At 60.9% G+C, this 23,345-nt stretch carries 20 protein-coding genes; 5 read left to right on the forward strand and 15 right to left on the reverse strand.

Features of this window, described 5'->3' with window-relative positions; all coding sequences use genetic code 11:
* Positions 1 to 9 precede the first annotated feature (9 nt).
* Complete coding sequence (rpe, locus tag HW556_RS06510; protein ID WP_176899116.1) at positions 10 to 708, reverse strand: ribulose-phosphate 3-epimerase; 699 nt, start codon at positions 706 to 708, stop codon at positions 10 to 12.
* A gap of 74 nt (positions 709 to 782) precedes the next feature.
* A complete protein-coding gene (locus HW556_RS06515; protein ID WP_176899118.1) occupies positions 783 to 1,094 on the reverse strand; it encodes a hypothetical protein in 312 nt (103 codons plus the stop codon).
* 580 nt (positions 1,095 to 1,674) lie between these two features.
* Between HW556_RS06515 and HW556_RS06520 the strand changes: the two genes are divergently transcribed.
* The 4 genes from HW556_RS06520 (at position 1,675) to HW556_RS06535 (ending at position 8,515) form a co-directional block, all read left to right on the forward strand.
* Positions 1,675 to 5,610: a T9SS type B sorting domain-containing protein gene (locus tag HW556_RS06520; protein ID WP_176899120.1), complete on the forward strand. Its 3,936-nt coding sequence runs from the start codon at positions 1,675 to 1,677 to the stop codon at positions 5,608 to 5,610.
* Positions 5,611 to 5,691: 81 nt separating this feature from the next.
* Positions 5,692 to 6,672: a PorP/SprF family type IX secretion system membrane protein gene (locus tag HW556_RS06525; RefSeq protein ID WP_176899121.1), complete on the forward strand. Its 981-nt coding sequence runs from the start codon at positions 5,692 to 5,694 to the stop codon at positions 6,670 to 6,672.
* A gap of 446 nt (positions 6,673 to 7,118) precedes the next feature.
* On the forward strand, positions 7,119 to 7,916 hold the full coding sequence (locus tag HW556_RS06530; RefSeq protein WP_246289547.1) for a PIG-L deacetylase family protein: 798 nt from the start codon (positions 7,119 to 7,121) through the stop codon (positions 7,914 to 7,916).
* On the forward strand, positions 7,913 to 8,515 hold the full coding sequence (locus tag HW556_RS06535) for a class I SAM-dependent DNA methyltransferase (RefSeq protein ID WP_176899123.1): 603 nt from the start codon (positions 7,913 to 7,915) through the stop codon (positions 8,513 to 8,515). The genes HW556_RS06530 and HW556_RS06535 overlap by 4 nt, the downstream gene beginning before the upstream one ends.
* A 53-nt stretch (positions 8,516 to 8,568) precedes the next feature.
* Here the strand turns inward: HW556_RS06535 and HW556_RS06540 are convergent, their stop codons facing one another.
* From HW556_RS06540 to HW556_RS06575, 8 genes are all read right to left on the reverse strand, one after another.
* Complete coding sequence (locus HW556_RS06540) at positions 8,569 to 9,768, reverse strand: glycosyltransferase (RefSeq protein ID WP_176899125.1); 1,200 nt, start codon at positions 9,766 to 9,768, stop codon at positions 8,569 to 8,571.
* Positions 9,769 to 9,925: 157 nt separating this feature from the next.
* Complete coding sequence (locus HW556_RS06545; protein ID WP_176899127.1) at positions 9,926 to 11,200, reverse strand: BamA/TamA family outer membrane protein; 1,275 nt, start codon at positions 11,198 to 11,200, stop codon at positions 9,926 to 9,928.
* 134 nt (positions 11,201 to 11,334) lie between these two features.
* The gene (locus HW556_RS06550; RefSeq protein ID WP_176899129.1) at positions 11,335 to 12,267 is read right to left on the reverse strand and encodes a geranylgeranylglycerol-phosphate geranylgeranyltransferase; all 933 of its coding nucleotides are present in this window, start codon (positions 12,265 to 12,267) and stop codon (positions 11,335 to 11,337) included.
* A gap of 114 nt (positions 12,268 to 12,381) precedes the next feature.
* On the reverse strand, positions 12,382 to 12,576 hold the full coding sequence (locus HW556_RS06555; RefSeq protein ID WP_176899131.1) for a cold-shock protein: 195 nt from the start codon (positions 12,574 to 12,576) through the stop codon (positions 12,382 to 12,384).
* A 272-nt stretch (positions 12,577 to 12,848) separates the two neighbouring features.
* Complete coding sequence (locus HW556_RS06560) at positions 12,849 to 13,352, reverse strand: KdsC family phosphatase (protein ID WP_317170482.1); 504 nt, start codon at positions 13,350 to 13,352, stop codon at positions 12,849 to 12,851.
* Between the two features lie 79 nt (positions 13,353 to 13,431).
* Positions 13,432 to 13,668: a Fe-S cluster assembly protein IscX gene (gene iscX, locus HW556_RS06565; protein WP_176899134.1), complete on the reverse strand. Its 237-nt coding sequence runs from the start codon at positions 13,666 to 13,668 to the stop codon at positions 13,432 to 13,434.
* Between the two features lie 100 nt (positions 13,669 to 13,768).
* Positions 13,769 to 14,098, reverse strand: a complete 330-nt coding sequence (locus tag HW556_RS06570; RefSeq protein ID WP_176899136.1) for a 2Fe-2S iron-sulfur cluster-binding protein — start codon at positions 14,096 to 14,098, stop codon at positions 13,769 to 13,771.
* Between the two features lie 63 nt (positions 14,099 to 14,161).
* On the reverse strand, positions 14,162 to 15,004 hold the full coding sequence (locus HW556_RS06575; RefSeq protein ID WP_176899138.1) for a Rossmann-like and DUF2520 domain-containing protein: 843 nt from the start codon (positions 15,002 to 15,004) through the stop codon (positions 14,162 to 14,164).
* A gap of 180 nt (positions 15,005 to 15,184) precedes the next feature.
* On the opposite strand from HW556_RS06575, the gene HW556_RS06580 reads away from it, so the two are divergent.
* The gene (locus HW556_RS06580) at positions 15,185 to 17,899 is read left to right on the forward strand and encodes a T9SS type A sorting domain-containing protein (RefSeq protein WP_176899140.1); all 2,715 of its coding nucleotides are present in this window, start codon (positions 15,185 to 15,187) and stop codon (positions 17,897 to 17,899) included.
* A gap of 368 nt (positions 17,900 to 18,267) precedes the next feature.
* On the opposite strand, the gene ccsA (HW556_RS06585) is transcribed toward HW556_RS06580, so the two are convergent.
* The 5 genes from ccsA (HW556_RS06585) to HW556_RS06605 form a co-directional block, all read right to left on the reverse strand.
* Complete coding sequence (ccsA, locus tag HW556_RS06585) at positions 18,268 to 20,874, reverse strand: cytochrome c biogenesis protein CcsA (RefSeq protein ID WP_176899144.1); 2,607 nt, start codon at positions 20,872 to 20,874, stop codon at positions 18,268 to 18,270.
* Between the two features lie 120 nt (positions 20,875 to 20,994).
* Entirely contained in the window at positions 20,995 to 21,423 is a 429-nt protein-coding gene (locus HW556_RS06590; protein ID WP_176899146.1) for a cytochrome c maturation protein CcmE domain-containing protein, read from the reverse strand.
* Between the two features lie 135 nt (positions 21,424 to 21,558).
* Positions 21,559 to 21,825 (reverse strand): CcmD family protein, encoded by a 267-nt coding sequence (locus HW556_RS06595; protein ID WP_246289548.1) that lies wholly within the window; start codon positions 21,823 to 21,825, stop codon positions 21,559 to 21,561.
* A complete protein-coding gene (gene ccsA, locus HW556_RS06600; protein ID WP_176899153.1) occupies positions 21,806 to 22,477 on the reverse strand; it encodes a cytochrome c biogenesis protein CcsA in 672 nt (223 codons plus the stop codon). The genes HW556_RS06595 and ccsA (HW556_RS06600) overlap by 20 nt, the downstream gene beginning before the upstream one ends.
* A gap of 114 nt (positions 22,478 to 22,591) precedes the next feature.
* Positions 22,592 to 23,233, reverse strand: a complete 642-nt coding sequence (locus HW556_RS06605) for a heme exporter protein CcmB (protein WP_176899172.1) — start codon at positions 23,231 to 23,233, stop codon at positions 22,592 to 22,594.
* Between the last annotated feature and the right edge of the window lie 112 nt (positions 23,234 to 23,345).

Below are 23,345 nucleotides of genomic sequence, written 5' to 3' on the forward strand. Positions count from 1 at the left end.
CCGCAGGGCTTAGTCGTTGGTTTCGAGAGCTTCGGGGGCCAGCTCGGCCCGCATCCGGGCCAGGGTGCCCACTGGGTCGCCATCCTTGAACACGAACGAGCCGGCTACCAGCACATCGGCCCCGGCCGCTACCAGGGCGGGCGCGTTGTCAAGCGTTACGCCGCCGTCCACCTCAATCAGGGCCGACGAGCCACTATCCACCAGCAGCTCTTTCAGCTGGGCCACCTTGCGCAGCGTGTTCGGAATAAAGGCCTGCCCCCCGAAACCGGGGTTCACCGACATAATCAGAACTACGTCGAGGTCGGCGGCAATGTCTTCGAGCAAACTTACGGGCGAATGCGGGTTGAGGGCCACGCCGGCCCGGCAACCCAGCTGCTTGATTTGCTGCACCACCCGGTGCAAGTGAATGCAGGCCTCGTAATGCACCGTTATCACCGCGGCCCCGGCGTCGCGGAAGGCGCTCAGGTAGTGCTGGGGCTCTTCGATCATCAGGTGTACATCGATGGGCTGCTTGGCGTAGCGATGCACGGCCTCCAGCACCGGAATGCCGAACGAGATGTTGGGCACAAATCGGCCGTCCATCACATCGAAATGCAGCCAGTCGGCGGCCGAGGCGGCCAGCATTTCGGTTTCGGCCTGCAGGTTGCCGAAGTCGGCGGAAAGAAGCGAGGGGGCCAGCAGCGGGGCCTGGCGACGAGTCGGGTTCATGCCACGAAAGTAGTCATTACTCAACTCAAGTTGCTAAGCCCCGCCCCTGTAGCGCTCTTCGCGACCTAGATTACTTAAGCCGGCTTTTCGAAGGCGCGCCAGTCGAGCTTGCCGTCTTCGGTTTTGCGCAGGAATACGGTCTGGTCATCGTCCTGGCGCTTGCCAAAGGTTACGTCGCCGCGGCAATCGAGGCAGCGCAGGCTGGTGTATTTGAACTTGCCCTGGGCCTCGCGGGCCGTCAGGTCGAGGTTGTCGGAGCCGCAGAGGCCGCACTTGGCCACATCGGGGAAGCTGAGCCGGTCGTACTCGGCCACCGTTTCGTGGAACGTGGCTCCCTGAACGGTGAAGTGAAACTGGCGGCGCCCGAGGCGCTTGGAAACCATCATCTGTAGCATGGCAAAAAAGAGGAAAGGGGTTTAAAATAGAGTTAAAAAAAGCCGCCGGGTTGAACGGGTGATGAAGATGCAGCAACCTACTTCAACCGTAATACAATGCCAAATTACTAACTATTTTCGCATCATCAAAACTAAATAAATTGGCAATCATGATTCGTGGCACACCTCCCCAATTACAGCCACTGTGGCCAAAGCGTACGATTTTGACAACCATTAACTTAGCCCTTATATAGCGTGATTAGAGCCTTTATTTCTGCTTCAGCAGCTATTGGGGCGAACCTAACCGACAATCTGCAGCTTTACCAAGTACTGCTGGTAGATTCTTTAGAAGAACTGTATTATCTAGCAGACTATGTTCGTTTGAAATAGCGGGTAAGCCTCTGTCTGAGAGCTATCCGCCCGCCTGTTGATAAGTGCCCGCCCACTTGCCTGCCCCTGTATGCCCGCAACGCTTATTCTCCTGCCCGTTTCTCATCCTTTTTCACCTACCAAGGCTACTCGCCCGTTACCCGCTCGCCGGTACCTGAACCGACGGCGGCGGGCGGCAGTTGGGTGGCTGTTTACGCTGTTGATGCTGCTTGCAAGCGGGGCAGCCCGCGCACAAACCCCCACGGGCCCGCCGGAATGCAGCGAGGATGAGAAGTTCGCCAACACCTGGTATTTCGGCTTCAAAGCGGGGCTCGATTTCAACATGGCCACCGATTCCATCAAGCCCACGGTGCTCACCAATGGTGCCATGGACGCGCCGGCCGGGGCCGGGGTAATGTCGGATGGCAGCGGCGAGATTCTCTTTTACAGCAACGGCGAAACCGTTTGGAACGGCGACGGCACCGTTATGACCAACGGCACCGGCTTACTGGGCAGCCGACTCGTTACCGATGGCCCCCTACCCATCCGGATGCCCGGCAGTCCCCCTCCGGGTTCAACGGGTGTGGCAACGCGCTACCTGCTGTTCACGCAGGACGCGGCGGGCGGGCCTAATGGCCTCCGTTATTCCGAAATCGTTATTCCGGCCGGCGGAGGCCCCGGTACAGTCGTTCTAGCCACCAAAAACACACCGCTTGCCCAGGGCACCGCCGAGAAAATGACGGCCGTGTTCCATAAAAACGGCTGCGACATCTGGCTTATCGTGCATGGCTGGGGCGGCGCAACATCGGGCAACAACAACCGCGGCGACGCCTTTATGGCCTACCGCGTGAAGCCGTCTACCGGCGGCATGGGCACGGGTCCGGTGAACATTGATCCGCCCATTGCCTCCGCCGTAGGCTCGTTGCACGCGCCAAGCGTGTCGCCGGTTGGCTACCGCGGGCAGATGAAGGTGACGCCCGACGGCCAGCAGCTGGCCCTGGCCCGCTATAGCGAAATCACCACCGATAGGAGCAGCACCGTGGAGCTATTCAGCTTCGATACCGGGACGGGTGCGGTCGGCACCCCCCGCATTATCGATGCCGATCAGGGCGGCTACTATGGCGTGGCGTTTTCGCCGGGCCGCAGCCGGCTGTATGCCACCGTGCTGGGCGCGGCACCCCGGCTGCCGCAGCTGCTGCAGTTCGATATCAGCACTATTGGTACCGGCGCCGGCAATGGCCCGGTAGGCCGCGAGGTTATTCCGCTTGGGCAAACTACGCCGGTAAACCTAGGCTCGATGCAGACCGCTCCCGACGGCAAGATTTACGTGGCCCGCGAAAACCAGCCGGCCCTGGGCTTTATTCCCTATCCCGATTCGCTGGGTGCTGCCATTGCCTACGCCGACGACAGCCTGCAACTGGGCGGGCGGCTGAGCGGGCTGGGCCTGGTTAATTTCAACCAGAGCTCCTTGCTGCGCTTTGGCTTCAGTGGAGAAGCTACGGGCTGCCTGCAATATACTTTCGAGGCTCCACCGGTTGAGTTCGACAACCCCCAATACGCCTGGGATTTTGGCGACGGCACCACCTCAACGGCGCAAAATCCGCCCCCGCACACCTACCCCCGCCCCGGCGACTATGAGGTGACGCTGCGTATTACAACCGAGTGCTTTTGCCGGGAGAGTAAGAGCCTGGTCCGGATTTTTGGCCCGCCTACCCCGGGCACGATTGCGGCCGCGCAGGCCGTGTGCGCCGGCGACACCCCCGCTTTGCTGACCAGCACGGCTCCGGCGGCAGAGGGCACCGGTCAGTTTGACTACCAGTGGCAGAGCTCGGCCGACGGTAATACCTGGGCCAACATTTCGGGTGCAACCAGCGAAACCTACCAGCCAGCGGCCGCCAACGCCGACATTTTCTACCGGCGGCTGGTTACTTCGGGCTTCTGCGCGCCGGGTACGCCTACTCCTTCCATTAAGATTACCGTGACGCCGGCCATAGTGCCCGGTACCATTGCCGCCGACCAGACCGTGTGCGTGGGTACCGCGCCGGCCCCGCTTACCAGCACGGCGGCCCCAACCGGGGGTACCGGCTCGTTTGCTTTCCAGTGGGAATCATCACTCGACAACGCCACCTGGACCGCCGTAGCCAACGGCACGGGCGAAACGTATGCGCCGGGCCCGCTCACGGTTACCACCTCGTTCCGCCGTCAGCTAAGCTCCGGCCCCTGCGACAGTATTGCTTCCAACGTCGTCACCGTTACGGTAACGCCGGCCCTGACAGCCGGGACCATTGCGGCCAGCCAGGACTTATGCGCCGGAGCAGTGCCGGCTTTGCTCACCAGCCCAACGGCCGCCACGGGCGGCAATGGCCCCATTACTTACCAGTGGGAGTCGTCGGGCGATAACGTCACCTGGGTTCCCATCACCGGCGCGACCAACGCCACGTACCAGCCGGTTGCCCTCACGGTTACCACCTCCTTCCGCCGCCGGGCCAGCTCGGGCGCGGGCTGCGCTCCGGCCGTGTCCAATGCGGTAACGATTACGGTGGCCCCGGCGGTGGTGGCCGGTACCATTGCCGCCGACCAGACGCTGTGCCAGGGAGCCACTCCCGCCCGTCTGACCAGCACCGGCGACGCCACTGGTGGCCTTGGCACTTTGACGTACCAGTGGGAATTTTCGACTGACAACACCACCTGGACGCCGGTAAACGGGGCCACCAGCGCCGACTATGCGCCGGGCCCGCTCACGGTTACCACTTTCTTCCGCCGCCAGGCCCTGACGGCGGCCTGCGCACCGGTGCTATCGAATGTGGTAACGCTGACGGTGCTGCCCGAACTGCTGGCCGGTAGCATTGCCGCCGACCAGGACATTTGCGCGGGTACGGCCCCCGCGCCGCTGAGCAGCGCCGGTCCGGCCAGCGGTGGAACCGGCACGTTCGCCTACCAGTGGGAGTCTTCGTTGAATAACAGCACCTGGACGGCCGTTGGCGGGGCCACCGGCCCTACTTATCAGCCGGCTACCCTAAGCGCCACCACCTATTTCCGCCGCCGCGTCACGTCGGGCACCGGTACTTGCTCCACCCAGGTTTCGAACGTGGTAACTATTCGGGTGCTACCCTCGGTAACGCCCACCGTAACCGTGGCCACGCTGCCCGCTTCATGCCCCGGCACGCCGCTTACTTTCACGGCTGTGGCCACCGATGCGGGCACCACGCCGGCTTACCAGTGGTTCGTGAATGACATTCCTGTAGCCAGCGGGCCAACCTTTACCAGCAGCACGCTGGCAACCGGCGACCGGGTGCGGGTAGATGTAACCGCCAGCACGGGCCTGTGTAGCACCGGGCCGGCTACGGCCACCGTTACTGTTACGCGCACGCCTACCCCCACTCCTACCCTGGTTATTGCCCAGGAAGCCGGGCCGGCCGCCTGCACGGGCGAGCCCCAGACCTTCCGGGCCACCAGTGTAACGAATGGCGGCACGAACCCCGCCTACCAGTGGCGGGTGGATGGCAACGATGTACCCGGGGCCACAAATCCGGTGTTCACCAGCAGCACGCTGCGCGACGGCCAGACCGTGACGCTGCGCCTGAGCACGGCCAACAGCTGCGGGCCGGTATCGACCACTTCCAATGGAGTAGTTGTGCGCGTTCAGCCAACGGTTAACATAAGCGCCGGCCCCGATAAGGAAGTTATCCTAGGCAACTCGGTGGTGTTGGAAGGCACTGCCGATGGCACTTATCCCGTTACGTGGACCCCGGCGGCGGGCCTGGATTTCTCGGGCAACGACCCGCTGCGGCCCCGGGCCTCACCTACAACCACCACCACCTACACCCTTTCGGCCGGGGCCGGCGGCTGCGCTGCCACCGACCAGGTAACGGTAACCGTGCGCGAGGCCATCCGGATTCCGAACGCCTTCACGCCCAACGGCGACGGCCGCAACGATACCTGGCAGATTGAGTTCATCGAGCAATTCCCCGACAACACCGTCACCGTGTTCAACCGCTGGGGAACCCAGGTTTTCTCGGCCCAGAACTACAGCCGGGCCAACGAATGGAACGGCAACATCAACGGCAAGCCCGCGCCGGTCGGCACCTACTACTACGTGGTGGTAACCAAAGGCCCCCTGGGTAAGTCCTTCAGCGGGTCTCTGACGGTACTTTATTGAGTTGGCAGCAGTGCCCGGCCGCCACCAGCTGGCAGCCGGGCACTGGCCGCCGGCACCTGACAATTAACACTCCATGCTGTTATGAAGACATCTTTTCCCCTCCTGTCGCTGCTACTGCTGCTAACCGCCGCGCCGGCCCTGGCCCAGCAGGAGGCCCAGTACAGCCAGTACATGAACAACAACTACCTCATCAACCCCGGCGCGACGGGTGCGGAGGACTATATTGATGTGAAGTTCAGCTACCGGACCCAGTGGGTGGGGCTGGAGGGCGGCCCCCGAACCTACTACGCCAGCGTCAACTCGTCGCTGGGCAAGTGGCTTACCACTGATAAGCGCACCCGGCGCGACCTGCGCCGGCCGTTTCACGCCATCGGCGGCATGGTGTACCGCGACGCCACGGGCCCCATCAGCCGCACCAGCGCCTACGTTTCGTACGCCTACAACGTGGTGCTCCGGCCCAACCTGCGGGCGGCGCTGGGCATGTCGGCGGGCCTGCAGCAGTTTGCCGTCGATGGCAGCAAGCTGCGGTTCTTCGACCCCGGCCCCGATCCGCTGGTGCTGGCCCCCAACGAATCCTCGCGGGTGTTCGACGGCTCGGTGGGCCTGTGGGTGTACAGCTCGAATTTTTTCGTGGGCGTATCCAGCACTCAGCTACTGGCCAATAGGCTTGATTTCTCCTACGGTCCCAACCAATTGGCGTCCGGCTCGGGCAACTCACTCCGGCGGCACTACTTTTTCACGGGTGGAGTGATGCTGCCGCTGACCGACGACTGGTCCCTGGTACCCTCCGTGCTGGTCAAAGCCGTCAGTCCGGCCCCGCTGTCCGTCGATGTGAATGCCAAGCTCAAGTACCAGGACTTGCTGTGGGCCGGTATATCGTGGCGCACTTCCGATGCAGCCGTGGCAATGGCCGGCGTTAACTACGAGCAGTTTGCGCTGGGCTACTCCTACGACATAGGCCATTCGCGGCTGTCGCCCTACCACAACGGCACCCACGAAATACTACTGGGCCTGCGGCTGAAGAAAAAGGCGCAGGTCGTCTGCACCAACCGTTTCTGGTAGCCGCGCAGCCCGTGAAGCTGTTCACAAAGCCGGCAATGGTCACGAAACGGTCATGCTGAGCTGGCCGAAGCACCTCTATCGCTTCGTCGCAGTCGTCCAACGAAGCGGTCATGCTGAGCTGGCCGCCTTTTAACTTTGTAAAACGCAAAAGCAGGCCCACAAGGCCTGCTTTTATTGTGTCTATCCAATTGGCGGCTACTTACGATGCTACTGCATCACAAAGCGTACGGCCTGCTGCTGCGGGCCTTGCCCGATCAGGCAAGTGAAGATGCCCGGGCGCAACGTCGCCGTTTCGAGGCGCACCGTACCGGTAACGGCGGGTGCCCCCCGCCGGCGTGTGGCCCGCCCCCCCCCGGGATCAAAAATACAGGTTTTTAACTTTTTTGTGGCCCCTCCCACGGGGAGGGTCCGAGACAACGGGGCCCCCCCCCCCCACCGCCTCTGGCATGACTGAGCTGTCCGTTTTCGAACCGGCCACCCTGCCCCTGCAACCGGCCGCTTACGCCGCCATGCTAGGGCCCACTGTGGTAATCGCCCCTCATCCTGACGATGAAAGCCTGGGCTGCGGCGGGCTGCTGGCGCTGCTGGCTCGCGCCCGTGTGCCCGTGTGGTGCGCGCTGATGAGTGACGGCACGATGTCGCACCCTCACTCTACTAAGTTTCCTGCCCCGGCCCGCCAGGCCCTGCGCGAAACCGAGCTGCGGCTGGCTTTGTGCGAGCTGGGCCTGCGCGCCGATTGCCTCTTGCCCCTGAACCTACCTGACGGCCGCGTGCCCGGCCCCGAAACGCCGGCCGGCCAAACGGCCGTGGCCCGGCTGGTTGAGTTTTTCCAGGAAAAGCAGCCGGCCACCGTGCTGTGCCCCTGGCGGCGCGACCCGCACCCCGACCATCGCGCCACCAGCCAATTGGTACAAGCGGCTTTACAGCAACTCCCCCATCCGCCGCGCCTGCTCGAATACCTTGTCTGGGCCTGGGAGCGGGCCGCCCCCGCCGACCTCCCTCGGCCTGGCGAGGTAAGCGGCTGGCAGCTCGACATCAGCTCGGTGCTGGCCGAGAAGCAGCGGGCCATTGCCGCGCACGCCTCGCAGCTGCCCGGCTCCTGCATCAACGACGACCCCACCGGCTTCACGCTGGCCCCCACCATGCTGGCCCACTTCGCCAGCCCCACCGAAGTGTTCCTAGAGACCACCGTTGCAAATGCCGCGTCGTTAATCCAATCTTCATCCGACCTCCTTTCAGCATGAAGCCGAACCCCAACCAGCCGCACACGCTGCCGCCCGACTATTTCGATAAGGTGTACGAAGCCAACCAGGACCCATGGGACTTTGCCACCAGCGCCTACGAGCAGGAAAAGTACGCCGCCACGCTGGCCTCCCTACCGCGCGAGCACTATGCACGGGTTTTCGAAATTGGCTGCTCGCTGGGCATCCTTACGGCCCGGCTGGCCCCGCGCTGTGGCTATTTGCTGGCCGTTGATGTAGCCGAGGCCGCCCTGCAGCAGGCCCGCCAACGCTGCGCCAGCCTGCCGCAGATAGAACTACAGCACCTGCGCGTACCCGATGAGTTTCCTAAAGGCCAGTTCGACCTGATTCTGGTATCGGAAGTAGGCTATTACTGGAGCCCGCCCGACCTGGCCCGCGCCGCCGACCAGATTATAACCGCACTGCCAGCCGGCGGCCAACTGGTGCTGGTGCACTGGACGCCCCCCGTACACGATTACCCGCTTACTGGCGACGCCGTACACGAGTTCTTTCTCGAAAAAACAGCTTCCAACGGCCCCCTTCGGCACTTACACGGTCAGCGCCACGAGAACTACCGCCTCGACGTGCTGGAGCGGCGGTAGTTAGTGAAAAGAACGTCATGCAGAACGCAGCGTACAGCCGTTTGAAGCCGACATCAGCATGCGAGGTTCTTCGCTACGCTCTGCATGATGACGTTGTTTAGCCGTGCCAGCTCGGTGCGCAGGGTACTGATGGCCAGCGCCAACGGCACTTGAGGCATCGGGTCGGGTATCAGCTGGGGCCGCGCCCACTCCCAGTAAGTGCCGAAAGCAGTGTAGTTAGGCAACGAGGCCAGCAACTCGGCCGGCACTTCTTCCAACCCGGAAACCACCTGTTCGAGTGGTTCGCCATTCTGGTCAAGGTACCACTGCTGACGAAGCTGGCGGCGCAGGTTCAACTCCTGAACCAGGGCGGCAGGGTCGGGTACTACCTGCTGCTGCTGGCCCAGCCGGGCCCACTCGCGCAGCTGCCACGAAAGGCCCACCGCTACCCTTCCTTGCTGCCGGCCCGAGGTGAACACGCGCACAGCCGGACTGTGGCGCACCCGCAAATCGTGGCGCAACAGGGCTTGATATAGCGCCTCATCTTCCAGAAATGGTACTACTGGTAGCCCGCCTACTAGCCGGTAGGCGGCTACTGTAACGGCTAGGCTGGCCCCAAAGTGCTGGTGGTGGCGGGGCCAAGGGTCGTGGGGTTGGGGGTCGAGCTGGGTTTCGAGCTGGACCCGCAGTAGTTGGTAAGCAGCATCCTGCAGCTGGCAGCGGCGCACGGGGCAGGCGCGGTCGGTTTCTTCCATCAGAATCCGGCCAGCCACGGCATCGACTCCCAGTGCCAACTCCCGGAAGGTAGTGGCCAGCCAATCGGGGGCTACGCGGGTGTCAGCGTCGGTGCTGATGATGGCGGCGCGGGGCTGGCCGGCCAGTTCCAGACGGTGGGCGGCCTCATCCATGAGCAGGCGGCGCGCCCGGCCGACGTGGGCTTCGGCGGGGGGCAGCGTTAACTCGGCCACATGCAAAACCAGCGCCGGGTGAGTGGCGGCAAAGGCCTGTACTACTGCAGCCGTATCATCAGTGCAATTGTTGGCCAGCACGAGCACCTCGAAGCAGCCGGCAGGCAATGGCTGGCCCCGCTCATCGGTTTGGGCAGCCAGCGCGGCCAGCGTGGCGGGCAGCGCATCCGCCTCATTCTTGGCCGGAACAATGACAGTGGCCTGTAAGGCCGGGGAAGGGGGCGGCAGATGGCTCCAGGGTGCAACGGGCAACGCCGCGTTGTTGGGGTGGGCCGAGTGAAACCGATGCGGAGTGGCGTATTCCATGCGCTGCTTTCTACGCGGCGCACGGTGTACAGTTGACTCCAAAATCAGCAAAAAACTCTACTGATGAGCTTAAAAGGCCGAAAAAGCAAAAGCTGCACGGCGCAAGCCTCCCGAAGGTGCTTGCAACGTGCAGCTTACAGCTGGCAGCCGGGAAGGGTTAAAACGCCTCGCCCACTGCGAAGATGATACCCGAGTTACCACCCGAACCCACGCCGTAGTCGAGGCGGATGTTGAGCCGGTCGCGACGATTGAAGCGGAAGCGTATTCCTGCTCCGCCGGCGTAACGCAGGCCGTCGAAGGTGTAGTCGTCGAGGTTGGGGGCCACCTGGCCCACGGCCCCGAACACAGCACCATCAATACGCCAGAATAACTTCTGCCGGATTTCGGCTTGGGCTGTAGTGAATTGCCGGTCGCGGTAGCGGCCCTCGTAAATGCCGCGCATCAGGTAAGCGTTGTTGTAGAGCGAACCGCCAAGGGTGGCGCCCATGCCACCCCATTCGCGGAACGGCACGTCGCCGGTATGGTACTGGCCCAGAAACTGCATGGCCAGAATGGTATTGTTGGAGCCGAATAGGGGGTTGAAGTGGCGGGCATCCACCATGTAACGGGTGAAATTGTAGTCGCTGCCCAGGCCTTTGCCGGCAAACAGCACGTGCGCATCCACGAAATTGCCGGTGTACGTAGCCAGCAGGTTGTCGCGGCTGTCGTACAGCAGCGCCGGACCCACGCCCGAAGTGGTGTAACCGCCGCGCTGCTCGGCCGGGATGGTGAAGTAAGAACCGGGAGTCGCTTCATCGTCGCCATCCTCCTTGAGCTTGACAGTGCCCAAATCGGTGAGGCGGTAGCGCAGGCCCACAAACAGGTTTGGCTTCACTTTTACGAGAGCCTTCTCATCAAATACCCACAGCGGGTACTGGATGTTGGAATACACGTCCTCATCGGTGTTGTTGCCGCGCCCGTAGTACTTAAAGGCCAGGTCGAAGTAGCTCAATTCGCCCGAGAAGAAGAACTTTTCTTCCTTGGTGAAAATGGTGTGCGTGAGCTGCACGGTGGTCTGCTTCTTCTGCGAAATCCAGGCAATCAGGCGGGCGTTCGACTTGCGCACCGTGGTATCGGTACCAAAGCGCCAGACCGGCAGAATGGCCACGCCGCCGGCAAAACCGGTTTCCTGCTGATAGAAGGCAATGGGCACCGGCAGAAAGCTCGGTTTATCGGGGTCGGAGGGCGTGAGGCGAATTTTGGTGGTAGCAGCCGGAGCCAGGGCCCGGTTGAGGCCTACCGGCGCGCCCAGGGGCTCAGCGGCTGCCTCGGTCGAAGCGACGGGCGCAGCCGAGGCCAGCAGAGGAGCGGCCGAATCGGAAGGCGCCGACTGCGCCAGGGCAGCTGGAGTAGCCAGCGCGCTTAGCGCCAGCAACGGGTAGAGGAAGCGCATACAGGGATGGCCGGGGTAAGAAGGGAAGTGAGAGGAAGCAAGCCCTGCTGGCAGCGCAGCCACAACGGGCGGCCACACGAATCGGGCAGTGGCCTTTGCTAACGCAACAGTAACCGCCGCGGTTGCCCGCATTTTCAGGCCAGCCCCACCATCGAGAGCACCCCGGCCAGCATAATGAGTTTGCACCAGCTGCTGAGTCGGGCAAAGTGCTGGCGCTGGTCGGCACGGCGCAGGGCGGCGGCCAGCACCAACAGTGGGGCCAGCACCAGCAGTAACAGCCACAGGCCCAGGCCGTAGCGGTGGCTCATAAACAGGGCATTGAATGCAGCTCCAGCCACCAGCAGCAGTAGACAGGCCAGAAAAAAGCCGGCCACCCATTTGGTGCGCGGCACGCCCCACACCAAGGGCAATGTGCGGCACTCGTGCTGGGCGTCGCCGCGCATATCCTCCACATCCTTTACAATTTCGCGCACCAGCGTAAGCAGAAATGCCGCCAGCGCATAGCCCCACACTGCCGAGCGGCCAGTATTAAGTTGCAGTTCGGGCAGCAGCACCAGCGCCGCTGTAAGCGTGGCAATGCTCACGTTGCCTACCAGCGCCACCCGCTTAAACCGGGCCGAATAGCCCCATAGCAGCAGCGCCGAGCCCAGGTTAACAAGCCCCAGCAGCGGCGAAAGCAGCCCCCCGATTATGACGCCCAGGCCCGAAAGCACCAGATGGGCCAGCATGGCGTGGCGCCGGTTGATGCCACGCCCCACCACCAGCCGCCCGGGCCGGTTAATGGCGTCAATCTTGACGTCGTAATAGTCGTTGATGATGTAGCCGGCGGCCCCGATGCACAGCGCCGCCAGCAGCAGCAGCGCAAATGGGGGGGCAAACACCTGGCGCCAGAGGGCATCAGGCAACAGCAGGCAGGCGCGTACCAATAGCAGGCACAGGGCCATAATCAGCAGGTTGGGCAGGCGCACCAGCCGAGCCAGCTGCTGCCGACTACTGCCGCTGCCACCGCCGGGGCCGGCTGCACGCACAGGAACATCGGCGGCAAACGAAGGCGAGCGAAAGAGCATAGCAGGAGCCGGAAAGGCGAAAGGAAATACAAAGATGGGCGGCCGTAGCGAAAAGGCCTAAAAAAAGCCTCTTCCGAAATCGGAAGAGGCTTTGTGCTATCAGCTGAAGTGCAGCTACAACCGCTTTATGTTTACGGCATTGATGCCCTTACGCCCCTCCTGGGTATCAAACTCCACCCGGTCGTCTTGTTGCACCTGCCCGCCATTCAGACCAGTTACATGGACGAAAAAATCTTCTTTCGTTTCGTCTTCAGTGATAAAGCCGTAGCCTTTTTCTTCGTTGTAAAATTTAACGGTACCTGTTTTCATAGGAGAGAAGGAAGTGGTTTGAGGTTGAACAGACTGGGTTAGCTTTTCGGTATTGAAGTTGATAAGCTGAGCAGTACCCGCGGGTATCTGCTCCTGTCAAGCCGGTTATTTCTCCCCACCATTCCTTCTGCCCGGCACGTAGCCGCCGGGTTTAAATCGGCGGCCTGGCAATAGTACGCTTTGTGCGGCAATTGCTGTGCACTTACTCCAATCTGGCCGGCGGCCGTGCCTACTTCTAAATCAGGTAGCCAGCAGGCCTAACCCAGAGGTTGTTACCAAGTACCCTGAGCCTTCATAACGGCTTCCATCAGCTCGCGCACGGCCCCGCGGCCACCGGGCAGCTGGGCCACGTAGTTGCTAATGGCCCGCACATCGGCGGCGGCATCGGCGGGACAGGCGGCCACGGCGCAGCGGCGCATCACCTCCAGGTCAGGCATGTCGTCGCCCATGTAGGCAATGCTGGCCGTTTCAAGGTGGAAGGTATTGAGGTAGTTGTTGAAGATTTTCATCTTGTCATCAACTCCCAGATAAATATCGCGCACATCGAGCGACTCCAGCCGCTTCCGCACGCCCTCCTCCTCGCGGCCCGAAATAACGGCCACCCGGTATCCCTGTCGCAGGGCGTGGCGAATGGCATAGCCATCACGGATGTGAAAGGTGCGGGCCTGTTCGCCCGAGTTGAAAGCGAGCAGCGTGCCATCGGTCAGCACCCCGTCCACATCCAGGATAAACACCTTAATCGTGGTTAAATCTACCATTGAAGACATAGTACGCATAACACAGAAGCAGTACGCCAGCCGGGCTGCCGGGCACTAAATCATCGGAAAATCTGTAGAGCCGACGCGGTGAAGCAGTCTATTGGTTGTCACGCCACTCGTACACCCACTTGGCCTGAATCTGCTCCAGATGGCCTTCGTTGGCCTGCTCGCGGGTGCCTTCAAAATTGGGTAGGCTCAACACCCAATCCAGCAGCTCGGTAAACCGGATACGGTAGATTTTGGCCTCACCGAATTCGTTGCCGAATTTCTCGTACAGCGCAATGGCGACGTCTTCGTGGTCGCTCCACTGTATTGGGGGCTCGAAATGGTTCATAAACGGGGATGTGCTAAATGTGAAAACGGCGGGGCAAACAAGCAGCCAGACGAGCCCGGCAGAGCCGCGTGCACTACCGCTTACTTATCTGCTTAAGAACCTAGTGCCCCAGAAAGTGTTGGGGCGGAATGCGCACTACTAGGTCGGAGCTGCCCTGCACCACGCACTGGCAGGCCAGGCGCGAGTTAATCCGGGGGTTTTCGGCCCGGTCGATGAAGTCTTCTTCAGCGTCGGAAATTTCGGGCAGGTCGTTCTCGCCCTGCTCAATGTACACGTGGCAGGTGCTGCACCCGCACACGCCGCCGCAGTTGTGCTGCAGCTGAATGTCGTTGTTGAGGGCCACATCCAGCACCGATTCGCCTTCGGCGGCCACGTGCGTCTGGTCGGGCTGGCCGTCCTGGAAGGTAAACGTAATATTAATGGCTTTCACGGCGAAAGGCTAGGTACACAAGGCAAAAACGAAGGGGCAAAGGTACGCCCCCCCCCCTCCGAATCAAAGCCGCAACCCCGACGCATTGTTTGCCGCAGCCGGCAGCGGCCCCGCCGTGGCCTGAATGCTGGCTGTAAGCTGCTGGTAGAGCTCCTGCCAGCGTGGCCGGGCAGCCAACGCGGCCGCGTGGCGGGCCAGCGTGGCAGCATCGTGGCGCACGGCCGGGCCGGTCTGGGCCGTGAAGGGCGGCTGGGCTAGGGCTTTGTCCAGCGTTTCGCGGATGAGCGGGTGCAGCAGCTCCCAGGGCAGCCCCGCATCCTCCAGCAGCTCGCGCCCAATGCCCAGCAGGTGGTTGGGAAAGTTGCTGACCCACACGGCCGCTACATGCAGTTGCAGCCGCCGGACCGAGTCAAGCTCCCGTACGTCGCGGCTCAGCGAAGCAGCCAGCTGATGCAAAGTGGCCAGCGCAGACGCGTCGGCAGCTTCCAGGCACAGCGGCACGCTTGGCCAGGCAATTGCGCGACCCGGCCCAAAGGTTTGGAGCGGATAGAACACGCCGCCCCGCAGCTGCTCTTTATAGGGAGCAAACACGGAGAGCGGCAGTGCCCCGGCCGTGTGCGCCACCAGTGCCCCCACCGGGAAGCGGGCTGCTGCCAACACTTCGGGCACCACTGCATCGGGCAGCGTGAGCAGGTACACGTCGGCGTCGGGCAGGTGGTGCAGGCTACTGGCTACGGTGGTCGGCCCCGGCAGCCGGGAGGCCAGCGCCGCCCCCGATTCGGGGCTGCGGCTCCAGAGGCCCACTACCGCGTGGCCGGCTGCTACCAGCGCCGGGGCCAGATGGGCAGCCACTCGGCCGGCCCCAAGCAGCACAATCCGTAGGAGGGTGAGGTCGGTTGTCATCATGAATGTAAAACTGAGTGTTTAGCAACTTCGGTCGCTATTTTTTGGAATAGTTGTAGCGAAATGTTGCAAAAAATGGTGTTTAATTCGGCATATTGCCGGTACAAATGCCATGCGCTCTGTAAACAGGGCAATTGTCTACGTTCTTTTTGCTTCATTCCTTTACAATTTCTTCCCCTACTCATGACAAAAATCTACACTACGGGCCGTACCACCAAAGTCTGGCGCAAGCTGGCCCTGCTGGGTCTGCTGGGCTTAGCTACCGGTGCCGCCCACGCCCAGAGCCTGAACTATAACGTTGCCAACACCACCAATGTGGCCGGTACTTACACCGACCTGCTCGCAACTGGTAGCGTCATCACCACAGCCAACACCGACGATGCCAACTCGGCGGCTACGCCCATTGGCTTCACCTTTAGCTTTAATGGTCAGAGCTTCACGAACTTCGTGCTCAATACCAACGGCGCTATCCGGCTGGGCGATGTAGCTCCTTCGGCGGCCGACCTGTTTATTACGCAGGACCAGAACAGCACGTCTACCGATCCGCTGACGAGCACCAATCCGGCCAACACCAACATCCTGATGCCCTTCAACATCGACCTGATTGCGGGTACGGCGGCTGGGGGCGCAGAGTATCGGGTAGCCACAACGGGCACGGCACCTAACCGCGTCTGCACAATTCAGTGGAAGAACGTGAGCGACAAGGCCGGCACCGGCACCGATGCCGCCGCCACGCAGTACGCCAGCTTCAACTTCCAGATTCAACTCTACGAAACAGTTAACCGGGTAGAGTTTGTGTACGGTGCCGCCGTGGCGGGCACCGGTACGCCTGGTGCCCGGTTTCCCAACGTGGGCATCAAGGGTTCGGGCTCGGCCACTGGACAGACGGTACTGGGAGCGAGAAACAGCTCTGTCGCTGCCTGGAGCACTACCACGTTCATTACTGGCACGTACGGAAACTTCACCCATAACTTCCGGTCCACTACGACTCCCGACTTGGGGCGCACTTACCGCTTCAACCCATTTGTACCGCTCGCCAACGACGTAGCCGTACGCTCTATATTCACGCTGGGCCAGCTGACCCGCGAATTCAACTCGCCCCATACGGTACAGGCGGTAGTTACCAACAACAGCGGCGGCACACTCACTAACATTCCGGTTACACTTGCCGTGAGTGGTGCCAACACGTTTACCAACGTACAGACGGTGGCCTCGCTGGCCGCGGATCAGTCGGTAACGGTAAACTTCACGGCTTATCCGCTGACCGCTAACGGCACTAATACAGTAACTGTAACCGTTCCCGCCGACGACCTCAACACGAACAACTCGGCTGTGGCCTCGCAGAACGTGAGCGACAACCGCCTGTCTTACATCGACCCAGCTGCGCCGCTCTTCGCTACCGGTGTGGGCGTGGGCAGTGCCGACGGTATCCTGGCCACCAAGTTCAGCGTTACCAAGCCCACCACGGTGTCTGCCGTGAAGCCAACTTTCGCAGCTAGTGCAGGCAACGTATCGACTTACCAGATTGTGTTGCTCGACGCCACCGGCGCCAACGGTACGCCCGGTGCTACCCTCTATACCTCGCCTACTCAGACGCGAACCGCAGAGGCTGGCACAGTTACGATAGCCATTCCAGATGTTGCCGTGAGCAGCGACTTCTTCGTTGGAATAAAGGAATTGGCTACCAATCCGGCTCTTGCTTATCAGGTGGAGGACCCGTTACGGCCCGGCACTTTTTACTTCAAGACTGCCACTGGTGCCTGGACATTGATTAACACCACTCCGCTTAGAACCCGCTTGGCCCTGGAAGCCACCATTGGAACTGTGGCCTGCGCTACGCCAACGGCACTGGCAGCTACCAGTACGCCTACTACGGCTACCATTACGTTCACCCCCGCCGCCGGCGCCACGGGCTACAGCATCATCTACGGCCCGGCTGGCTTCAACCCTGCTTCGGCTGGTACTACCGTAACTACCACGGCATCACCCTACACCATCACTGGTCTGATGGGCACTACGGCCTACGACGTGTACATCCGCACGAATTGCAGCGCCACCCTCCAGAGCGAATTGGTAGGCCCGATACGGGTAACGACCACCTGTCAACCACCGATTGTCAACACGTTCCCCTACACCGAGAAATTCGACGGTGTAGCCGCCGGGTCGCTGCCCTGCGGTATTACAACGGCCAACATCAATGCCGATGCCAGTACCTGGGGTATTGTAACGACCGGCACGCCGGCTTCGGCTCCGAACCACATGCGCTACACCTTCAGCGCCACTAATGCGGCCGACGACTGGTTCTTTACGCCGGCGCTGTTCCTGCGGGCAGGCACTACTTACCAGCTCACGTTCAAATACAAGGCCGGGCTGGCTGCTTTCCCCGAGGCCCTGGAAGTGAAGTACGGCAGCGCCACTACGCCCGCCGGCCAATCCGAACTGCTCTGGCGCAACATCAATATCAATAATGCTGCTTACGCTACGACGGTGGCCGGCAACGACGACGGGCAGGTAAAGGCCATTACGCCTACTACCACCGGCAACTACTACATCGGCTTCCACGCTATCAGCGTCGCCGACCGGTTCAACCTCTACGTGGATGATATCAGCGTAACGGCTACGGCCATCACGGGTACTTCGCAGGCGTTGCAGCAGGCCATCAACATCTACCCCAACCCTACGGCCGGCAACCTCACGTTTGACGTACGTGGTGCCAAAGCCAAAAACGGCCTGCAGGTAGAAATCACCAACATGCTGGGTCAGCGCGTGCACACTACCACCGTGCGCGACAATGCCGTGCAGGTTATCGACCTTCCGAACCTGTCCAACGGCATGTACACTGTTAAAGTGATTAACGGTAACGAATTCATGATTCGTAACATCTCGGTGCAGAAGTAATTCGGTTCCGCTATTGTACCCTAAAGGGGGCAGCCACTTGGCTGCCCCCTTTTTTTATGTTCCGCTGCTAGTGTTGCTTGCGGCCAGCCCAGGAACAGTGGCACTTACCCACTCATTGCGAGCAAGTGTCAGCCACATCAGTTGTGTAAAAATCGTATCCGCTGTGTTGTAAGAACGGCTACATTTGGGAACACTCAGTTGGGTAATACCTCTCCGGGTAGAAGCACCTTGCGCGCTGTCGGTCGGTACCAGTAGTTGCCGGGACGATATGTGCAAGGTCTGAAGTAACGGGTGGCGTGTACCCCCCAATAGCAAGCGCCCCCGACGCAGGAGCATCAGGGGCGCTTTTGAGTGAGCCAGAGACTTGCCTAGGCTACCTGCTTCGGCTTGGGGCGCGGTATTACCGGGCGGGGCCGGGCACCTGCTTCGGGAGCGGGCACTACCGGAGCCTCGGTTTCGCGGCGGCGCTTGTAGATGGCCATACCAAAGCCCACGGCCATGAGCAGCGTGCCGCTCCAGAGCAGGTTGATGAAGGGTTTCTCAACGGCTTTCAGAATGATGTAGTCTTTCTGGGTGGTGCTCACGCCAAAGGTGAACTTGCCCTTCTCGGGGTCCACGTTGAGGAAGGACAGGCGCAGGCCCAGATCCTCTACTTCGTCGGGCATGCGGCCGATGAGGCGGTTGCGCACCGCAAACACCGGATGCACGTGGTACTGCTTCTTCTCACCCGACACCAGAAAGTCGCCTTGAATGGCCAAATCGCCTTTCTCCAGGTTCAGGCCAGCCGTTTGCTTGGCCGGCTCCACGCCCCGGAATACGGCGAAGTAGTCGTTGAGGAAAATGGTGTCGCCGATGCTGAGCACGTGCTCCTTCACCTCACTCCAGTCTTTCTCCTGGTCGATGGGCGGCACGGCGCTGATGTGCGAGTAGATGTCGTGGTCGAGGAACACCTTCACGTCGGGCGAGGCCAGCAGGCCGCCCATCTGCTCGTTTACCTGCGCCCGGGGATACAGCGTAAACTTCTCCTTGCTCTCCCGGTCCTGGTACTCGACGCGGTAGTAGGTGTTTTCGGGCAGAATTTCGAGCGTGTCGCCGGCCTTGTAGTACACCTTGTCGCCGCGCTTCACATCGGCGCGGGCCAGGGCCTTGTACTCGTCGTCGGTGCGGTAGAGCTGCTGCTTGTCGACGTAGCCGGGCACGCCGGGCACATCGAAATACTGGCCGGTGTAGCGCACGTCGTAAGCGCCCATGCGGGTCACGTCGTTGCGCCACAGCAGCACGTTGTCCTGGTTGGTGGTCTGGTCGAACTCGCGCGAGTACAGCAGGCCCGACGTGTTCTGGCTGATGATGTTGGAGTAGCCCGACGAAGCCAATATGCCCAGCAGCATCAGGGCAATACCGATATGGGCAATGCCACCACCCGACAGACTGACTTTACGCCGCAGCAGCGTGAGCACCATGCTTACGTTGGCCAGCACCCCAAACAGGGCCACGGTCAGAAGCGCGATGTACGACAGCTCCATTTTCTTGCCGTTGTACTGTACCAGCAGGATAACAAGGGCCGAGCCGAGCAGCGCAAGCATGGCAGGCACCGTGAGGGTGTTGGTCAGAGAAGCGCGGTCGTTTTTCTGCCACCACATCAGCTGGGCCAGGCCCGAGCACAGTGCCACGCCCACGCCCAGCCACAGCTGAAATTTGGTGTAGTGAGCAATCTGGTCGGCGGGCAGGGCTAGGTTGGACTTGATGCCGATAAAACCCAGGAAGGCATTGTACACCGGAATGCTGGTGGTGAACAGTACCTGGAACGCGCCCAGACACAGCACCGTCGCGCCCACAAACACCCATAGCTCGGGGTTGTAAGTGGTCAGTTCCTTTTCAGAAATCGGTATTTTCTTCCAGCGCGAAACCAGCAGCACCACGCTTAGCACTACGAAGGCCGCCAAGTAAATCATCAACTGGCCCGACAAACCCAGGTCGGTGAATGAGTGGACCGAGGCGTTGCCCAGCACGCCCGAACGGGTGAGGAAGGTAGCGTAGAGGATGAGCAGAAAAGTGGCTATTACGAGCACAAACGAGGTGCGCAATGCCAGCTTGCTGCGCTGCCATAATATCAGGCCGTGGATGGAAGCCACCAGCACCAACCACGGAATGTACACCGCGTTTTCTACGGGGTCCCAATTCCAGTAGCCCCCGAAGTTGAGCGTTTCGTAGGCCCAGTAGGCACCCATCATGATGCCGACGCCCAGAATCAGGCCGCCCCACAGGCTCCAGCGCAGCGCCGGACGCGTCCAGGTGCCAAACTCGTTTTTCCAGAGGCCGGCAACGGCGTAGGCGAAAGGAACCAGCGTGAGGGCAAAGCCCAGAAACAGCGTGGGCGGATGAATTACCATCCAGTAGTTCTGCAGCAGGGCATTCAGGCCGGTGCCGTCGGTGGGTACAAAGTTGGGGTTGGTCTGCCACACGGGCAGCTCGGGCATAAAGTCGCGCAGCAGGATAAACGGCGACGAACCGATTTTGAGGTCGCCCAGCACGATACCCAGAATCATGGACGTGAGGAACAGCTGCACGCCGGCAAAAACAGTCATTACCGGGGCTTCCCAGCGTTTGGCCGAGCGCATCAGAATCAGGCCCAAGCATACGTGCCAGAAGATCCAGAGCAGAAAACTACCCTCCTGCCCTTCCCAGAAGCAGGAAATCATGTAGTAGATAGGCAGGTGGTTGCTACTGTGGCTCCAGGCGTAGTAGTACTCGTAGCGGTGGCCGTGGATGATGCCGAACAGGCACACGATTACGGACAGCACGGCCACTGAGTGCACGATGAAGGCCCCGCGGCCCAGCTTCATCCAGCCGGCGTCGGTGTCGCCCAGGGCGCGGCCCTTGGCAGCCATGTAATAGGAATACGCCGCCACCGTGGCCGCCACAAACGCCAGAATAACACTTAAGTGCCCGACGTCGCCGATGAGTGTGTTCAGCATGCTGATTTTTTTAGAGCCTGGGTAGTAGAGCTTAGCTGTTAGTGTCCGGGGGTTAGTGCTCAGCGGGTGTATTTCCCCTCAAGCACTAACAGCCAAACATTAAGCACGGATAACCAAGCGCTAGTTGATAGATGCGGTTGTGCCCTTCACTTCGTTCTCCACATACTTGGAGGGGCACTTAAGCAGGATTTTGTCGGCCACGAAAATGTCGTTGCGCATGGCACCGGTAATTACTACCTGCTCCGACTTCTCGAAATCCTGGGGCTGGGGGTTGAAGTACACCACGCGCTGGGCAATACGATTGGTATCAACCAGCGTGAAGGCGAAGTAGTTAGGATCAAGCGTCGGATTGTACTCAAGGCCCATGATGTTTTTCTGACCGTCGCGGGGCAGGCGGCCTACTACGTGCACTTTGGTCAGGTTGCCATCGGCGGCCCGCTCGCGGGCTTCCTTGAACGAAACGTAAACGCTGGCGTCGCCGGCGGTGCTGGTGATAATGGCAATGGCAACCGCAATGATGGCCATGATGAAAATGTGGGCTTTTTTCATGTCGAGTAAAACGGGCGGCGGCTCCGGTTGGAGTCAGAAGTCAGCTCAGAACAATAATTCGGACCACAAAGGTCCGCAAAAACAGATGAATGACTGGGTTAACCAATCATTGGCGAGGCCAGACAAAAGGCGGGTTTACCGCTCTTCGCGCACTTCCTTTTCCAGGCGGCTCAGCTTGCGGTCCAGGGAAATTAGAAACAGCAGCAGCCCGGCCAGCACCACTACAATGACGGCCACCACCACGTAAATTTTCCCATTCTGGCGTAATACCTCGGCCATTTCGGGCTGGGCCGTGGGTGCCTGGGCCAGGGCCTGCCATACCGGCAGCACCAGGGCCAGCAGCAACAGCAGCCCATTTCGCATTAACGCTCCGGGGGCCGGGCTACGCAAGTTGCTTTTCATATACTTTCAGTTTGAGCACGGAAATGCGGGTGGCCAGCTGAGCCACCCAAAACGCCAGCAGCGTCCAGCCAATTACGGCCGGATAGAACACCAGACGCATGTCGCTGTCGAGGTCGTACCTAGCGAAGGCCGGGTTGCCGCCCGCCCCGGGGTGCAACGAGTCGGTCAGGCGCGGCAGGATGTAGAACAGCGGCATGGCCACGGCAAAGGCAAAGATGTTGTAGATGGACGAAACCCGGGCCCGCTGCTGCTCATCGGTGAAGGAGGAGCGCAACACCAGATAAGCGCCGTAAATGAGCATGGCCACGGCCGCCCCGTTCAGCTTGGGGTCGTTGGTCCACCAGGCGCCCCAGGTATAGCGCGCCCAGATGCTGCCCGTTGCCAGACCTACGCACCCCATCAGAATGCCGGTACGAGCCGCCTCATGGGCCTTTATGTCAAACTCGGCCGTCGGCGTGCGCAGGTAGCGCACCGAGTAGTACACCGAGGCAATGAGAATGGCCGTCATGCCGAACCACATGGGCACATGGAAGTACAGGTTGCGGATACTCTCGTTGAGAATGGCCAGCCGCGGCACCGGCACCAACAGGCCCGCCACCGCCACATACAGCAGCAGTATCACAGTCAGGGCTTTCCACCAGTTTCTTTTCATAAGCTGTTAGCTAGTAGCGGTTGGCCGTTAGCTTTTTGGGGTCTTGACTTTATAACAGAAGAGCGCCTGGGAAGGACTGCTATCAGCTAACAACTGACAGCTAAAAGCTTCTTGTCAGCTTCTCCACAAAAATGGAAACAGCAGGTACGACACGGCCCCGACGATGAGGTTAAGGGCCACCAGGGTAAGCAGGGAGCTGCGGCTGGCTTCGAATTCGAGGCCGTCGAGGGCGTTTTTAGATATTTTGATGAGCAGCAGCAGCATGGGCACCATCAGCGGAAAACCCAGCACGGCCATGAGGGTGCTACTATTGGTGGCCTTGGCGGCAATGCCGGCCACCAGCGTGAGCGTACCCGCAAATCCCACCGCGCCCAGCAGCACGTTGCCCACAAACAGCGGCACGTTTTGTACCGGGTTGCCCAGCACCACCGCATAGAGGGCAAAGGCCACCAACGCCAGCCCCAGCAGCAACAGCGCGTTGTAAGCTATTTTGGCCAGAATCACGGCCTGGGGCCGCACTACGGTATAGTAGTACAGCATCCGGCCCCGGCTTTCCTGCAAAAAACCCTTGGCCACGGCATTAACGGCCGAAAACAGCAGCACAATCCAGAAAAGCGCGTTCCAGGCCGGGGCCGGCAGCTGGCCGCCGCGCAACGAAAAGCTGAGATAACACACGAACACCGTACTGCTCACGTACAGCAGCATACCGTTCAGCGCTGCCCGCTGCCGCCATTCCAGGCGGAAGTCCTTCTGCATCAATACCCAGATTTCACTTAGCAGCGCCACGGCAACTCGGCTGGTTCAACGGACCACAAAGATACAACCCAACCCCCGGACTACCTGCCTTGTATTTCCAATTGCGTCCCGA

It is taken from the genome of Hymenobacter terrestris (assembly GCF_013377905.1).
Lineage (GTDB): Bacteria > Bacteroidota > Bacteroidia > Cytophagales > Hymenobacteraceae > Hymenobacter > Hymenobacter terrestris.

Coding starts and splice junctions, on each gene's coding strand:
- HW556_RS06545 (WP_176899127.1), bottom strand. CDS start 11,200: ATGCGCTTCCTCTACCCGTTGCTGGCGCTAAGCGCGCTGGCTACTCCA.
- iscX (WP_176899134.1), bottom strand. CDS start 13,668: ATGAACCATTTCGAGCCCCCAATACAGTGGAGCGACCACGAAGACGTC.
- ccsA (WP_176899144.1), bottom strand. CDS start 20,874: ATGCTGAACACACTCATCGGCGACGTCGGGCACTTAAGTGTTATTCTG.
- HW556_RS06580 (WP_176899140.1), top strand. CDS start 15,185: ATGACAAAAATCTACACTACGGGCCGTACCACCAAAGTCTGGCGCAAG.
- HW556_RS06560 (WP_317170482.1), bottom strand. CDS start 13,352: ATGCGTACTATGTCTTCAATGGTAGATTTAACCACGATTAAGGTGTTT.
- HW556_RS06530 (WP_246289547.1), top strand. CDS start 7,119: ATGACTGAGCTGTCCGTTTTCGAACCGGCCACCCTGCCCCTGCAACCG.
- HW556_RS06550 (WP_176899129.1), bottom strand. CDS start 12,267: ATGCTCTTTCGCTCGCCTTCGTTTGCCGCCGATGTTCCTGTGCGTGCA.
- HW556_RS06525 (WP_176899121.1), top strand. CDS start 5,692: ATGAAGACATCTTTTCCCCTCCTGTCGCTGCTACTGCTGCTAACCGCC.
- HW556_RS06555 (WP_176899131.1), bottom strand. CDS start 12,576: ATGAAAACAGGTACCGTTAAATTTTACAACGAAGAAAAAGGCTACGGC.
- HW556_RS06515 (WP_176899118.1), bottom strand. CDS start 1,094: ATGATGGTTTCCAAGCGCCTCGGGCGCCGCCAGTTTCACTTCACCGTT.
- HW556_RS06535 (WP_176899123.1), top strand. CDS start 7,913: ATGAAGCCGAACCCCAACCAGCCGCACACGCTGCCGCCCGACTATTTC.
- HW556_RS06520 (WP_176899120.1), top strand. CDS start 1,675: ATGCTGCTTGCAAGCGGGGCAGCCCGCGCACAAACCCCCACGGGCCCG.
- HW556_RS06575 (WP_176899138.1), bottom strand. CDS start 15,004: ATGATGACAACCGACCTCACCCTCCTACGGATTGTGCTGCTTGGGGCC.
- HW556_RS06590 (WP_176899146.1), bottom strand. CDS start 21,423: ATGAAAAAAGCCCACATTTTCATCATGGCCATCATTGCGGTTGCCATT.
- HW556_RS06595 (WP_246289548.1), bottom strand. CDS start 21,825: ATGAAAAGCAACTTGCGTAGCCCGGCCCCCGGAGCGTTAATGCGAAAT.
- HW556_RS06540 (WP_176899125.1), bottom strand. CDS start 9,768: ATGGAATACGCCACTCCGCATCGGTTTCACTCGGCCCACCCCAACAAC.
- ccsA (WP_176899153.1), bottom strand. CDS start 22,477: ATGAAAAGAAACTGGTGGAAAGCCCTGACTGTGATACTGCTGCTGTAT.
- rpe (WP_176899116.1), bottom strand. CDS start 708: ATGAACCCGACTCGTCGCCAGGCCCCGCTGCTGGCCCCCTCGCTTCTT.
- HW556_RS06605 (WP_176899172.1), bottom strand. CDS start 23,233: ATGCAGAAGGACTTCCGCCTGGAATGGCGGCAGCGGGCAGCGCTGAAC.